We start from the raw sequence: 13738 nt of genomic DNA, 5'->3' as shown, positions 1-13738 counted from the left end.
GCACCCAGGCGCGACAGGAAGCCACAGACGATTGAGTGTAACTATAGTTGTGCAAGACGCCACGAATCGAAACTGTCATATCACGGTCATAACATTGCTATGACATTGCCATGCATCAAGCCTTGCAGTGCCGCTCGTTGGCGTAGGACCACGATCGTGGCACGATTGCCGGGTTAACGACCGAGAACCTCCAGACCATGCCGCATACCACCGCGAAGAACCTGTCTCTGATCGCCGCCATCGACCTGGGCTCCAACAGCTTCCACATGGTCGTGGCCAAGGCCCATCATACGGAAATCCGCATCCTCGAAAGGCTTGGAGAAAAGGTTCAGCTCGCCGCCGGCATCGACGATGAGCGCAAGCTCAGCGAAGAAGCCATGCAACGCGGACTGGAATGCCTCAAGCGCTTCGCCCAGCTGATCAACGGCATGCCCCAGGGCGCGGTGCGCATCGTCGGCACCAACGCCTTGCGCGAAGCACGCAACCGCAACGAATTCATCCAGCGCGCCGAGGCCATCCTCGGCCACCCGGTCGAGGTCATTTCCGGCCGTGAAGAGGCGCGCCTGATCTACCTGGGCGTGTCCCACACCCTGGCCGACACCCCGGGCAAGCGCCTGGTTGCCGACATCGGCGGCGGCAGCACCGAGTTCATCATCGGCCAGCGTTTCGAGCCGCTGCTGCGCGAAAGCCTGCAAATGGGCTGCGTCAGCTTCACCCAGCGTTATTTCCGCGACGGCAAGATTACCCCGGCGCGCTACGCACAGGCCTACACCGCCGCGCGCCTGGAGCTGATGAGCATCGAGAACGCCCTGCACCGCCTGACCTGGGATGAGGCCATCGGCTCGTCCGGGACCATCCGCGCCATCGGCGCCGCCATCAAGTCCGGCGGACTGGGTAATGGCGAGGTCAACGCCGAGGGCTTGGCCTGGGTCAAGCGCAAGCTGTTCAAGCTGGGCGAGACCGACAAGATCGACTTCGAAGGGGTCAAGCCCGATCGCCGAACCATTTTCCCCGCAGGCCTGGCCATCCTCGAGGCGATCTTCGATGCGCTGGAGCTGCAGCGTATGGAACACTGCGACGGTGCCCTGCGCGAAGGCGTGTTGTTCGACCTGCTGGGCCGCCACCATCACGAAGATGTGCGCGAGCGCACCCTGAACTCGCTGATGGAGCGTTACCACGTCGACCAGGGCCAGGCCGCACGGGTCGAGCGCAAGGCGCTGCACGCCTTCGACCAAGTGGCCAAGGCATGGGACCTCGAGGACGGCAACTGGCGCGATCTTCTTGGCTGGGCGGCGAAAGTGCACGAAGTGGGCCTGGACATCGCCCATTACCACTACCACAAGCACGGTGCCTACCTGATCGAGCACTCCGACCTGTCCGGCTTCTCCCGCGAGGACCAGCAGATGATGGCCCTGCTGGTGCGCGGCCATCGCCGCAACATTCCCAAGGACAAGTTCGCCGAGTTCGGCGACGAAGGCATCAAGCTGATCCGCCTGTGCGTGCTGCTGCGCTTCGCCATCCTCTTCCATCACATCCGCGGCACCCAGCAGATGCCGAAAGTGGTGCTGCAGGCCGGCGACAACAGCCTGGAAGTGATCTTCCCTGGAAACTGGCTGGAAGAAAACCAGCTGACCCAGGCCGACTTCGCCAACGAGGCGGAGTGGCTGGCCCGGGTCGGCTTCGTTCTCAGCGTACGTTGAGGACCGGGTTGCTCAGGCGCTCCAGCAGGGTCGCCTGGGCACTGCGCGGATTCTGGTTGCCGGTCGGGGTGCTGCGCACGTAGCGCCCGTCCGGTTGCAGGGTCCAGGCCTGGGTGTTGTCGGTCAGGTACCCTTCCAGCTCCTTCTTGACCCGCAGCAACAGCTTCTTGCCTTCCACCGGGAAGCAGGTCTCGACACGCTTGTCGAGGTTGCGCTCCATCCAGTCGGCACTGGACAGGTAGATCTGCTCCTCGCCGCCATTGAGGAAGTAGAACACCCGGGTATGCTCGAGGAAGCGGCCGATGATCGAGCGCACATGGATGTTGTGCGACACCCCCGGTATACCCGGACGCAGGCAGCACATGCCACGCACCACCAGGTCGATGCGCACGCCCGACTGGCTGGCCTTGTACAGCGCCTTGATGATCTTGGCGTCGGTCAGCGAGTTGAACTTGGCGATGATGTGCGCAGGCTTGCCCTCCAGGGCGAACTGGGTCTCCCGGGCGATCATGTCGAGCATGCCCTTTTTCAGGGTGAAGGGCGCGTGCAGCAGCTTCTTCATGCGCAGGGTCTTGCCCATGCCGATCAACTGGCTGAACAGTTTGCCGACGTCCTCGGTGAGGGCGTCGTCGGAGGTCAGCAGGCTGTAGTCGGTGTACAGGCGGGCGTTGCCGGCGTGGTAGTTGCCGGTGCCCAGGTGTGCGTAACGGACGATCTCGCCCTGCTCGCGGCGCAGGATCAGCATCATCTTGGCGTGGGTCTTGAAACCGACCACCCCGTAGATCACCACCGCGCCGGCGGCCTGCAGGCGGCTGGCCATCTGCAGGTTGGACTCTTCGTCGAAGCGTGCGCGCAATTCGATCACTGCCGTGACCTCCTTGCCGTTACGCGCCGCGTCCACCAGGGCGTCGACGATCTCCGAGTTGGCACCCGAGCGATAGAGCGTCTGGCGCACGGCAAGCACGTGCGGGTCCTTGGCGGCCTGACGCAGCAGGTCGATCACTGGGGTGAACGATTCGAACGGGTGCATCAGCAGGATGTCCTGCTTGCCGATCACACTGAAGATGTTGTCGGCGTTCACCAGCAGCTTGGGGATCGCCGGGGTGAACGGCGTGTACTGCAGCTCGGGGTGGCTGTCGAGCCCGGTGATGCTGAACAGACGGGTCAGGTTGACCGGGCCGTTGACCTGGTACAGTTCGCTCTCGCTCAGGCTGAACTGCTTGAGCAGATAGTCGGAGAGGTGTTTGGGGCAGGTATCGGCTACCTCGAGGCGCACGGCATCGCCGTAGCGGCGCGAGAACAACTCGCCGCGCAGGGCACGGGCGAGGTCGTCGACCTCTTCCGAGTCCAGCGCCAGGTCGGCGTTACGGGTCAGGCGGAACTGGTAGCAGCCCTTGACCTTCATGCCCTGGAACAGGTCATCGGCATGGGCATGGATCATCGACGACAGGAACACATAGTTGTCGCCAGGCCCGCCGACGTCTTCCGGCACCCGGATTACCCGCGGCAGCAGGCGCGGTGCCGGGATGATCGCCAAGCCCGAATCGCGGCCGAAGGCGTCGACACCCTCGAGCTCGACGATGAAGTTCAGGCTCTTGTTCACCAGCAACGGGAACGGGTGGGTCGGGTCGAGGCCGATCGGGGTGATGATCGGCGCGATCTCGTCGCGGAAGAAGCGTCGTACCCAGGTCTTGAGCTTGGGTGTCCAGTAACGGCGCCGGATGAAGCGAATGGCGTGTTTTTCCAGCTCCGGCAGCAGCACGTCGTTGAGGATCGCGTACTGCCGATCCACTTCAAGGTGCACCAGCTCGCTGATCCGCGCCAGCGCCTGGTGCGGCTGCAGGCCATCGGCGCCGGCCTGTTCGCGGGCGAAGTTGATCTGCTTCTTCAGGCCCGCCACACGGATTTCGAAGAACTCGTCCAGGTTGCTGGAGAAGATCAACAGGAACTTCAGGCGCTCGAGCAGCGGGTACGACTCGTCCAGCGCCTGCTCCAGCACGCGGATATTGAACTGCAGCTGCGAAAGCTCGCGATGAATGTACAGGCTGCTGTCGTCCAGGCTCGGCACGGCGATCGCCGGGGCCGGCGCAGGCACAGGGGCCGGGGCGGCTTCAGCGACAGGTTCCGGCTGCGCTACCGCCGGCAGGTCGGGCGGGGTCTGCACCATTTCTTCGGGCACGGCCTGGGCATCCTTGATCGCGACAGGGTTGAGCACTTCGTTATTCATCTGACGTTCCTGGAGAGCGTTACTGCCCTCTCATCATTTGAGCGGCACGCACGGCGAAATAGGTCAGGATGCCATCGGCGCCTGCCCGTTTGAATGCGGTGAGGGATTCGAGGATCACGGCTTCGCTGAGCCAGCCGTTCTGGATCGCGGCCATGTGCATGGCGTACTCGCCGCTGACCTGATAGACGAAGGTCGGCACCTTGAACTCGGTCTTCACCCGGTGAACGATGTCCAGGTACGGCATGCCCGGCTTGACCATGACCATGTCGGCGCCTTCGGCAAGGTCGGTGGCCACTTCGTGCAGGGCCTCGTCGCTGTTGGCCGGATCCATCTGGTAGGAGGCCTTGTTGGCCTTGCCCAGGTTCAGCGCCGAGCCGACCGCATCACGGAATGGGCCGTAGTAGGCACTGGCGTACTTGGCCGAGTAGGCCATGATGCGCACGTTGACGTGGCCGGCCACTTCGAGGGCTTCACGGATCGCGCCGAGACGGCCGTCCATCATGTCCGACGGGGCGACCACCTGGGCGCCGGCCTCGGCATGGGACAGCGCCTGACGCACCAGGGCGTCGACGGTGATGTCGTTCTGCACATAGCCTTCCTCATCGAGGATGCCGTCCTGACCGTGGGTGGTGAACGGGTCAAGGGCCACGTCGGTGATCACCCCCAGTTCCGGGAAGCGGGCACGCAGGGCGCGGGTGGCACGCTGGGCGATGCCGTCCGGGTTCCAGGCTTCGGCGCCATCGAGGGATTTCTTTTCGGTCGGGGTCACCGGGAACAGCGCCAGCGCCGGAATGCCCAGCTCTACCCAAGCCTGCGCGGCTTCCAGCAGCAGGTCGATCGACAGGCGCTCGACGCCCGGCATGGACGGCACTTCTTCGCGGCGGCCCTCGCCGTCCAGTACGAATACCGGAAGAATCAGGTCATCGACAGTCAGGGTGTTTTCGCGAACCAGACGACGGGAGAATTCGTCCCGACGGTTGCGACGCAGACGGGTGGCAGGAAACAGACGATTGGCGGGGGTAAAGCTCACGGCAGACTCCTGAGCCCGCGCAGGCGGGCGAGCGCGACAGTTATAAGCGGCCATTATGACGCCTGTGTGACACCCGAGGGCAACCCTGCGACTTGTGGCCGCAGTCATTGTCCTTGTAGGAATTGTTCACGTCGAGACACATTTGGACACTTTCCCGAACGCGCCCGAAGGGGTAGGCTGCGCGTTCATTTCGCCAGCACGCCAGAAAATGCTTCAACAATTCCTGAACGATTTCGGCTACTTTGCCCTTTTTCTCGGCACGTTCTTCGAAGGCGAGACCATCCTCGTGCTCGCAGGGTTTCTTGCGTTTCGCGAATACATGGATATCAAGCTGGTGGTCCTGGTGGCCTTCTGTGGCAGTTATGCCGGTGACCAGTTGTGGTATTTCATGGGTCGACGCCACGGGCGCAAGATCCTCGCCCGCAAGCCTCGCTGGCAAGCCATGGGCGACCGCGCGCTGGAGCATATCCGCCGCCATCCGGACATCTGGGTGCTGAGCTTCCGCTTCGTCTACGGCCTGCGCACGGTGATGCCGGTGGCCATCGGCCTGTCCGGCTACCCGCCACGCCGCTACCTGCTGCTCAACGGCATCGGCGCCGCAGTCTGGGCCCTGGCCCTGGGCCTGGCCGCCTATCACTTCGGCGCCATACTCGAAGGCATGCTGGGCAGCATCAAGAAATACGAGCTATGGGTGCTCGGCGGCCTGCTGGTGCTGGGCCTCGCGCTCTGGCTGCGCCGGCGCTTTCGCAACAGCCGCGCCGAGCGTCGCGCGGCGGCAGAGGGCCAGGCCGCCGAGGCTGAGCAGGCTGTAACCCAGGAGCAGCAGCCAGAACAGGGGCGTGACCAGCACTAAGCCCAACGCGCCGGCCAGGTACAGCGCTGGCGCATTCGATAGCAGGCGCGCCAGCTCCAGGCGCGCTGCCCAGGGTCGATCCTCGAGCGCCACGCCCAGCACGAACAGCCCGAACGCCATTACCGTCCAGCCCAATGCCAGGGCTGCGGGCGTCACCTGGTCCGCCATCTCCATCAGATAACTGCCCAACGCCACGTAGACCGCGAACTGCGCCGTGACGTACAACTGCTGTGCACCGCCCAGCGGGATCGCGAACTTGCGAAACGCGGCGAGGTCCTGCTTGGCCTGTGGATAAGCGGCGGTCACGTCCGCTGGCCGCCAGCCAGTGGGCATGAACCAGATACGCAGCTTGTCCCACCAACGGGCCGTTCGCCGGGCGTCGTCCCACAGCTGGGCGTAGAACTGCACGTTGGCCCACAGCGGGTTCCAGCTCGCCAAAGGCGTGGTCACGCCGAAGATCACCGGCTCGCGATCGTCCTCTTCCTGGAAGGTGCCGAACAGCCGGTCCCAGATTATGAACACGCCGCCGTAGTTGCGATCCAAGTACAGAGGATTCTGCGCATGGTGGACGCGATGGTTGGACGGCGTAATGAAAATCCACTCGAGCCAGCCCAGCTTGGGCACATGGCGAGTGTGCACCCAGAACTGGTAGAGCAGGTTCAGCGAGGCCACGGTGAGGAACACCAGGGGCGGCACGCCCAGCAACGCCAGCGGCAGGTAGAAGATCCAGGAAAACAGAAAACCGCTGCTGGTCTGGCGCAAGGCGGTGGTGAGGTTGTACTCCTCGCTCTGGTGATGCACCGAGTGCGCGGCCCACAAAACGTTGCGCTCGTGGCCCAGGCGGTGCAGCCAGTAATAGCAGAGGTCGTAGAGCACGAAAGCGACCACCCACACCCACCAGGCACCCGCCGGCAGCCGCAGCCAGGCCAGGTGCTCCCAGGCCACGGCATAGGTGATCAGCCCCACCCCTTTGGTCAGAAGGCCGGTGCTGGTGGACAGCGCACCGGTGCTCAGGCTGTTGATCGAGTCGGCAAGCTGGTAGTTGCGGCGCCCGCGTACGCGGTCGGCGATCAGCTCCACCGCGATCAGCACGAAGAAGAACGGCACGGCCAGCAGAATCAGGTCCATGAACGGCCCCCTCCAAGGTTGTCCACGAAGATTAGGCCCGCACTGGGGCAAATCCCATGGCTACATCTGCCAAACTAGAGGACATTTAGCGCCTCGACACTGGAGTATTGAGCATGACGAAAAAAGTTGCGGTGATTCTGTCCGGTTGCGGCGTGTACGACGGCGCCGAAATCCACGAGAGCGTGATCACCCTGCTGCGCCTGGACCAGCGCGGCGCCCAGGTGCAGTGCTTCGCGCCGAACATCGCGCAGATGCATGTGATCGACCACCTGACCGGGGAAGAGATGCCCGAATCGCGCAATGTGCTGGTGGAGTCGGCGCGCATCGCCCGTGGCGAGGTGAAGGACATTCGCGAAGCCAAGGTCGAGGACTTCGACGCCCTGATCGTGCCGGGAGGCTTCGGCGCGGCGAAGAACCTGTCGAACTTTGCCGTCGAAGGCGCCAACTGCACCGTGCAACCGGACGTGCTGGCGCTGGCCGAGGCCTTTGCCGGCGCCTGCAAGCCGGTCGGGCTGATCTGCATCTCGCCGGCCCTGGCGGCGAAGATCTATGGGCCGGGCGTGGTCTGCACCATCGGCACTGACGCCGATACCAGCGCGGCGGTGGTGAAGATGGGCGGCACCCATGAAGAGTGCGATGTGCATGACATCGTCGAAGATACCCAGCGCAAGCTGGTGACTACCCCGGCGTACATGCTGGCCAAGTCGATCAGCGAGGCGGCGGGTGGCATCTACAAGTTGGTGGATCGGGTGCTGGAGCTGACCCACGAGGGTGACAAGTAAGGCCTCGAAGGCCTGCTACGCAGGCCATCGCCGGCAAGCCGGCTCCCACAGGATCACCTACACATGCGGGAACCGGCAACCCCACGTACTCAACGCTTGGAAAGCCGTCCCAGAATCCGGTCCAGGGCATTGGCGAACGCCTGCTTCTCGCGTTCGCCATAAGGTGCCTGCCCGCCACCCACCTGCCCCTGCTCGCGCAGTTCGGTGAACAGGTTGCGCACCGCCAGGCGCTCGCCCATGTTGCGCTCGTCGAACTCGCGGCCACGCGGGTCCAGCGCGGCTACGCCTTTCTTGATCAGGCGGTCGGCCAGCGGCACGTCGCTGCAAATCACCAGCTCGCCGGGCTCGGCGTTGTCCACCAGGTAGTCGTCGGCCGCGTCCATGCCGCTGGGCACCACGATAAGCCGCACGCAGGCGAAAGCCGGCTTGATCTGCGGCTGGCCGGCCACCATCACCACCTCCAGCTTGCGCTTGAGGGCGAACTTGACGATCAGGTCCTTGGCCGCCTTGGGGCAGGCGTCGGCATCGATCCATACACGCATGAGATTAATCCTGTGCTCCGGGCGGACATTATGCCAGCCCCAGCCTCATTGCGGGGCGGGGTGGCGGCACACCACCCCTTCCCACTGCACAGACTCAGCTGGCCGCCGCCCGGCGCTTCTCGGCCAAGCGGCTGCGCCCATAGAGGAACACGATAGCCAGCAACGCCACCGCCTGCGCGCTCAGTGAGTAGAGATCGGCGTGGATCCCCAGCCAGTCGAACTCGAAGAACGCCACCGGCCGCGTACCCAGGACGCCGGCCTCCTGCAGCGCCTTGACGCCATGCCCGGCGAACACCACCGACAGCGCACAGAGCAAAGCCGCGTTGATGCTGAAGAACAGCGACAGCGGCAGCTTGGCCGAGCCGCGCAGGATCACCCAGGCCAGGCCCACCAGCAGCACCAGCGCCGTGGCACCGCCTGCCAGAACCGCCTGGTGGCCAGCCGGCCCGGCCTGCAGCCACAGGGTCTCGTAGAACAGGATCACCTCGAACAACTCGCGATACACCGAGAAGAACGCCAGCACGGCAAAGCCGAAGCGCCCGCCGCCACTGACCAGGCTGCTCTTGATGTAGTCCTGCCAGGCGGCCGCGTGGCGGCGGTCGTGCATCCACACGCCGAGCCACAGCACCATCACCGCGGCGAACAAAGCCGTGCAGCCTTCGAGCAGCTCACGCTGCGCGCCACCGACATCGATCACGTAGGCCGCCAGGGCCCAGGTGGCGAAACCGGCGACCAGCGCCAGGGCCCAGCCGACGTTGACGCTACGCACCGCAGACTGCTGGCCGGTGTTGCGCAGGAAAGCGAGGATCGCCGCCAGCACCAGGATCGCCTCCAGGCCCTCGCGCAGCAGGATCAGCAGGCCGGAGATGTAGCTCAACGACCAGCTAAGGCCATCGCTGCCCAGCAGCTTCGAGGCCTGTTCGAGCTTGACCTTGGCTTCAGCCAGGCGCTGTTCGGCCTGGGCCACCGGCAGGCCGTCCTGCAGCGACTGACGGTAGGCCATCAGCGACTTCTCGGTGTCCTTGCGGGCCTGGGTGTCGATGTTGTCAAGCGAGCTTTCCACCAGCTCGAAGCCTTCCAGGTAAGCCGCCACCGACAAGTCGTAGGCCTGGTCGTGGTCGCCGGCACGGTAAGCCGCCAGGCTCTTGTCCAGGGTGCTGGAGGTGTACTCGAGCAGCTGCGCCGGGCCACGCTTGACCTGCGGCGGTTGCGCCCGCTGGGCGCGGAACGCGCCCACGGCGTTTGCGCCTTCATTGGCGGCAACCTCGGCCGGGGTCTGCCGGGCCAGGTCGGCGAGGTTCCAGGTCTTGTCGCTCTTTGCCGCCTGCGGATCGGCGGTGAAACTGGCGATGTAGGCCGCCACGTCCCAGCGTTGGCGCTCGTCGAGCTGGTCAGCGAACGAGGGCATCTCGGTGCCCTCGATGCCCAGCCCGAGGGTGTTGTACAGGTCGAACAGGCTGAGCTGGTCGAGGCGCGCGGCATCGCGCAGGTTGGCCGGCGCAGGCTCCAGGCCGACGCCGGCCGGGCCATCGCCCAGCCCGGTATCGCCGTGGCAGATCGAGCAATTCTGGGCATACAGCGATGCGCCGCGGGCCGGGTCCGGGGTGATCACCGGTGCCTGGCTTACCTCGTAGGCCACGGCCAGCCGCGCACCCAGCTGGCGGGCCTGACGGGCAACGCCGGCGCCATCCTGACGCTGGTCGATGGCCTGGCGCAGGCTCTGGACACCCTGCTCCAGCGCGCCGCGCTCGGCATGCTCGGGCAGCCCCTTGACCAGCTCGGCCAGCACCCCGCTGAACTCCTGTTGCTCGCGGTATTCCCCGTCGTCCACCACCTTGCCGTCGCGCACGGTCGGTGGGTAGTCGGCACCGATGTAATCCAGCAGATGCAACGCCTTGGTCGCCTCGGCGGGTGCTTCGGCCAGCGTCGGGGTGCTGCACAGCGCCATCACCGGGCCAAGCAACAGGGCAGGCAGCCAGGCAAGCAGACGGGAACGGGAAATCATGGCCAATCTCGACGGAAATACGAAAGAGAACATTGTTCACTTCCACTCTCTCCCGCTCAAGGCTCACTGGCAGATTTCATGAAAAATCTTGCGACAAATTGACCTGTCAACAGCCTGGAAAGCGCTTTTTCGACCGATGGCACGCCTGCAGAAAATGCGAAGCAATTCGCCATCACATAGCTACTACTTTGGGTATAATTCCGCGCCGCCGTAATAGCCATTAGCAATCAAGGCGCCTCCATCGAGAGGTTCTGGCGATAAAACAGAGGGATCTGCCGCCCCCGCCCACGCGGCCAACCGTTTCAGGGAAAGAAGAAGTCCGATGGTATCCCGCGCCCTCACCCTGGCGACCCTGGTCGCCGCCGTGCAGCTTACCGGCTGCTCGGTGTTCCGCAGCTACGACAGCGAACTGCAGGAGACCAACAAGCAGTTGGCCGCCGGCAATGTCGACGCCGCCCTCGCCCTGCTGGAAAGCAACAACAAGGGCGACAAGAAAGACCTGCTCTACTACTTCGAGAAAGGCGAGCTGCTGCGCTCCAAGGGCGACCTCAAGGGCAGCCAGGACGCCTGGCGCTCGGCCGACAGCGTGGTGTTCCAGTGGGAAGAGTCGGTCAAGCTCGACACCGACAAGTACCTGAGCCAGTTTGGCAGCTACTTGGTCAACGACAAGGTGCGCCGCTACGAAGGCTACGACTACGAAAAAGTCATGTTGACCACGCAAATGGCCTTGAACCTGCTGGCGCAGAACGACTTCGACGGCGCCCGCACCGAGATCAAGAAGACCCACGAGCGTGAGGCGATCATCGCCGAGCTGCGCGACAAGGAATACCTCAAGCGCGAGGAAGAGGCCGAGAAGGAAGGCATCAAGACCGAATACAAGGACCTGCAGGGTTACCCGGTCGCCAGCCTCGACGCCCCTGAGGTGGTCGGCCTGAAGAACAGCTACCAGAGCGCCTTCAGCCATTACCTGTCCGGCTATGTCTACGAAGCCCTCGGCGAGAAGGGCCTGGCCGCGCCGGGTTACCGCAAGGCCGCCGAGCTGCGCCCGAATACCCCGCTGCTGGACCAGGCGCTGCTGGAGCTGGACAAGAACAGCGCCAAGGCCGGTGAAAGCGACGTGCTGATCGTGGTACAGACCGGCCTGGCCCCGGCTCGTGATTCGATCCGCATCCCGCTGCCACTGCCGATCCAGGACAACCTGGTGATCACTCCGTTGTCGTTCCCGATCATCAGGGAGGACACTTCGACCGCGCACCTGAGCGAGATTCAGCTCAACGACAAGGTCCTGGCCCTGACCGCGCTCAACAGCACCACTGCCATGTCACGCCGCGCCCTGCGCGACGACATGCCTGGCATCATCCTGCGCACCAGCGTGCGCGCCATCAGCCGCGGCGTGGCGCAGAAGAACTTGAACCAGACCAACCCGATGGCCGGGCTGGTGGTGGGCATTGCCTCCACCGTGCTGGAAGGTGCCGATACCCGTACCTGGCGCACCCTGCCAAACGAAACCCAGGTGGCCCGTGTACGCCTCAAGCAGGGCGAACACCACGTGAGCCTGCCGTCGAGCCTCGGCGGTACCCAGGTCACGGTGAAAGTCGATCGCCCCTACCAGGTGGTCAGCCTGCGCGTGGTCGGCAACCGCGTGTTCGCTGGCGGCCCGTCCGTCGAAGTCGCCCCGCAGGCCGCAGCCACTGCTGTCGCCAGCCTCAAGTAACCCAAGGATCGAACATGCGCAAAACATGCCTCGCCCTGGCCGCCGTCGCCCTCCTGGCCGGCTGCGCCACCCCGCCCCCTGCCCCGGGCAGCGCCGCCAGCAAGGTGGTGACCATGGGCCAGCTGGATGACATCGAGATCGGCCAGATGCGCGTCGCCCGCGAAAACGGCTATCTCACCGTCAACGTGGCGCTGACCAACAGCAGCCGCAGCAACCAGACCCTGTTCTACCGCTTCGCCTGGCTGGGCAGCGATGGTTTCCCGGTGGCCGATGAAGAGAGCTGGAAGGCCCTGCCGCTGTACGGCAAGCAGGCCAAGTTCCTGCCCGCCATCGCACCGACCCCCGCAGCCCGTGACTTCCGCCTCGAAGTCCACACCCGGTAACCCCCTTTCAGGAGCACGTTCGATGTTTGCACGCCTTTCCCTCGCCGCCCTCGCCATCGCCCTGGTCAGCGGCTGCAGCACCCCTTCGCCGGTTCTCGGCGGCAAGAACATCAGCTACGGCGACAGCAAGGCCGTCGAACTGGTGACCAACGAGTTCGGCTCCACCGACCTGCAGATGATAGCCGAGAGCATGACCCGCTCGCTGGCCCAGTCCGGCGTGCTGCACGGCCGCCCGGTGGTGCAGGTGTACGACGTGAAGAACAAGACCAGCGAGTACATCGACACCCGCGAGATCACCACCTCGATCAAGACCCAGCTGATGAAATCCGGCGCCGCCCGCTTCGCCAGCGACAACACCGACATGCAGAGCCAGGTCGACCAGCTCAAGCTGCAGAACCAGAGCGGCCTGTACAAGAAGAAGACCGTGGCCAAGACCGGCAACATGATAGCCGCCAAATACCGCCTGGAAGGCTCGATCAGCTCGATCGTCAAGCGCAGCAGCGACTACAAGGACGTGTTCTACAAGTTCAGCCTGCAGCTGATCGACGTGGAAAGCGGCCTGGCCGAGTGGATGGACGAAAAAGAAATCCGCAAGACCACGGAGCGCTGATCGATGCGTGCATGGATGGCAATAATCGGCCTGGCCTGCGCCTTCGGCGCGCAGGCGGCCCCCAAGGTGGCGGTGACCGACCTGGCCTACCAGGCGCAGGTGGAGGAATACATCCACACCATCAACGCCCAGAGCAGCGGCCAGGCCGGCATGTACCACGCCAGCGGCCAGTCGAGCTACAGCGAGTACGAGAGCCTCAACAGCTACATCGAGCAGACCGAGCTGCGCAAGTTCGGTGGCGACATCAAGGGTGAGATCCTCAAGACCGGCATGTTCCAGCTGGTCCAGGGCCGCCCCTACACCGCCGACTCGAAGGAGGACGTGTACGACGTGATCCGCCGCATCAAGAACGGCGCGTTCAAGGGTGCCGACTACGTGCTGTTCGGCACCCTGTCGGACATCGACTTCCAGCAGGACATCAACTCGCTGGACCACACCGACAGCTACTCGGCGGTGCTGGGCCTGACCGTGGTCGCCGACTTCAGCCTGATCAACACCCGCACCTACGAGATCACCTCGGCGTTCACCGCCATGGGTGAAGGGCAGGACACCAAGCTGGTGAAAAGCCAAGACCGCCGCGTGACGTTGAACCGTCCGCGGGTGGTGCGCGATGTATCGAAGGCACTGGGCGAGGATGTGGCGCAGCAGTTGGCCGAGCAGTTGGGCGGCTCGGTGCCCGGGCAGGCGAAGCAGCCGCGTGGGCGGGACAACCTGCCGCCGGATGAGCCGGCGCGGGTGCTGAACTAAGCCTCTCCCCTAAGGGA

11 protein-coding genes and 1 pseudogene are annotated in these 13738 nt (G+C 64.5%); 7 read left to right on the top strand and 5 right to left on the bottom strand.

From position 1 onward, the window contains the following. Positions 1–197 precede the first annotated feature (197 nt). On the top strand, positions 198–1700 hold the full coding sequence (gene ppx, locus LU688_RS00920; protein WP_023630296.1) for an exopolyphosphatase: 1503 nt from the start codon (positions 198–200) through the stop codon (positions 1698–1700). Here the strand turns inward: ppx and ppk1 are convergent. After that, the gene (gene ppk1, locus LU688_RS00915; protein WP_371041541.1) at positions 1687–3867 is read right to left on the bottom strand and encodes a polyphosphate kinase 1; all 2181 of its coding nucleotides are present in this window, start codon (positions 3865–3867) and stop codon (positions 1687–1689) included. The genes ppx and ppk1 overlap by 14 nt on opposite strands. A 79-nt stretch (positions 3868–3946) precedes the next feature. Further along, entirely contained in the window at positions 3947–4957 is a 1011-nt protein-coding gene (hemB, locus tag LU688_RS00910; protein WP_094011618.1) for a porphobilinogen synthase, read from the bottom strand. A 208-nt stretch (positions 4958–5165) separates the two neighbouring features. On the opposite strand from hemB, the gene LU688_RS00905 reads away from it, so the two are divergent. Further along, complete coding sequence (locus LU688_RS00905; protein ID WP_081941314.1) at positions 5166–5810, top strand: DedA family protein; 645 nt, start codon at positions 5166–5168, stop codon at positions 5808–5810. A gap of 501 nt (positions 5811–6311) precedes the next feature. On the opposite strand, the pseudogene LU688_RS00900 reads toward LU688_RS00905, so the two are convergent. After that, positions 6312–6938: pseudogene (locus tag LU688_RS00900) on the bottom strand (sterol desaturase family protein); the annotation flags it as partial. 113 nt (positions 6939–7051) lie between these two features. Between LU688_RS00900 and elbB the strand changes: the two are divergent. After that, positions 7052–7720 carry an isoprenoid biosynthesis glyoxalase ElbB gene (elbB, locus tag LU688_RS00895; protein WP_094011619.1) on the top strand — a complete coding sequence of 223 codons (669 nt, stop codon included), beginning with the start codon at positions 7052–7054 and terminating at the stop codon, positions 7718–7720. An 89-nt stretch (positions 7721–7809) separates the two neighbouring features. Here elbB and LU688_RS00890 read toward each other — a convergent pair whose 3' ends face one another. Both LU688_RS00890 and LU688_RS00885 read right to left on the bottom strand, forming a co-directional pair. After that, positions 7810–8262, bottom strand: coding sequence for a YaiI/YqxD family protein (locus LU688_RS00890; protein WP_023630873.1), 453 nt, complete (start codon positions 8260–8262; stop codon positions 7810–7812). Positions 8263–8356: 94 nt separating this feature from the next. Next, positions 8357–10300, bottom strand: coding sequence for a cytochrome c/FTR1 family iron permease (locus tag LU688_RS00885; RefSeq protein ID WP_094011620.1), 1944 nt, complete (start codon positions 10298–10300; stop codon positions 8357–8359). 289 nt (positions 10301–10589) lie between these two features. On the opposite strand from LU688_RS00885, the gene LU688_RS00880 reads away from it, so the two are divergent. The 4 genes from LU688_RS00880 to LU688_RS00865 are packed head-to-tail and all read left to right on the top strand — an operon-like array spanning position 10590 to position 13721. Further along, positions 10590–11981: a COG3014 family protein gene (locus tag LU688_RS00880; RefSeq protein WP_094011621.1), complete on the top strand. Its 1392-nt coding sequence runs from the start codon at positions 10590–10592 to the stop codon at positions 11979–11981. A gap of 14 nt (positions 11982–11995) precedes the next feature. Continuing rightward, on the top strand, positions 11996–12364 hold the full coding sequence (locus LU688_RS00875; protein WP_038707145.1) for a YcfL family putative periplasmic lipoprotein: 369 nt from the start codon (positions 11996–11998) through the stop codon (positions 12362–12364). 22 nt (positions 12365–12386) lie between these two features. Beyond that, complete coding sequence (lpoB, locus tag LU688_RS00870) at positions 12387–12974, top strand: penicillin-binding protein activator LpoB (RefSeq protein WP_023632455.1); 588 nt, start codon at positions 12387–12389, stop codon at positions 12972–12974. Between the two features lie 3 nt (positions 12975–12977). Next, on the top strand, positions 12978–13721 hold the full coding sequence (locus tag LU688_RS00865; protein WP_046857545.1) for a hypothetical protein: 744 nt from the start codon (positions 12978–12980) through the stop codon (positions 13719–13721). Positions 13722–13738 lie beyond the last annotated feature (17 nt).

This window comes from Pseudomonas soli (assembly GCF_021283165.2).
Taxonomy (GTDB): Bacteria; Pseudomonadota; Gammaproteobacteria; order Pseudomonadales; family Pseudomonadaceae; genus Aquipseudomonas; species Aquipseudomonas soli.
Note: the sequence above shows the minus strand (reverse complement) of the source record. Positions and strands in the feature narration are given on the sequence as shown.

Coding starts and splice junctions, on each gene's coding strand:
- ppx (WP_023630296.1), top strand. CDS start 198: ATGCCGCATACCACCGCGAAGAACCTGTCTCTGATCGCCGCCATCGAC.
- ppk1 (WP_371041541.1), bottom strand. CDS start 3,867: ATGGTGCAGACCCCGCCCGACCTGCCGGCGGTAGCGCAGCCGGAACCT.
- LU688_RS00905 (WP_081941314.1), top strand. CDS start 5,166: ATGCTTCAACAATTCCTGAACGATTTCGGCTACTTTGCCCTTTTTCTC.
- elbB (WP_094011619.1), top strand. CDS start 7,052: ATGACGAAAAAAGTTGCGGTGATTCTGTCCGGTTGCGGCGTGTACGAC.
- LU688_RS00890 (WP_023630873.1), bottom strand. CDS start 8,262: ATGCGTGTATGGATCGATGCCGACGCCTGCCCCAAGGCGGCCAAGGAC.
- LU688_RS00885 (WP_094011620.1), bottom strand. CDS start 10,300: ATGTTCTCTTTCGTATTTCCGTCGAGATTGGCCATGATTTCCCGTTCC.
- LU688_RS00880 (WP_094011621.1), top strand. CDS start 10,590: ATGGTATCCCGCGCCCTCACCCTGGCGACCCTGGTCGCCGCCGTGCAG.
- LU688_RS00875 (WP_038707145.1), top strand. CDS start 11,996: ATGCGCAAAACATGCCTCGCCCTGGCCGCCGTCGCCCTCCTGGCCGGC.
- lpoB (WP_023632455.1), top strand. CDS start 12,387: ATGTTTGCACGCCTTTCCCTCGCCGCCCTCGCCATCGCCCTGGTCAGC.
- LU688_RS00865 (WP_046857545.1), top strand. CDS start 12,978: ATGCGTGCATGGATGGCAATAATCGGCCTGGCCTGCGCCTTCGGCGCG.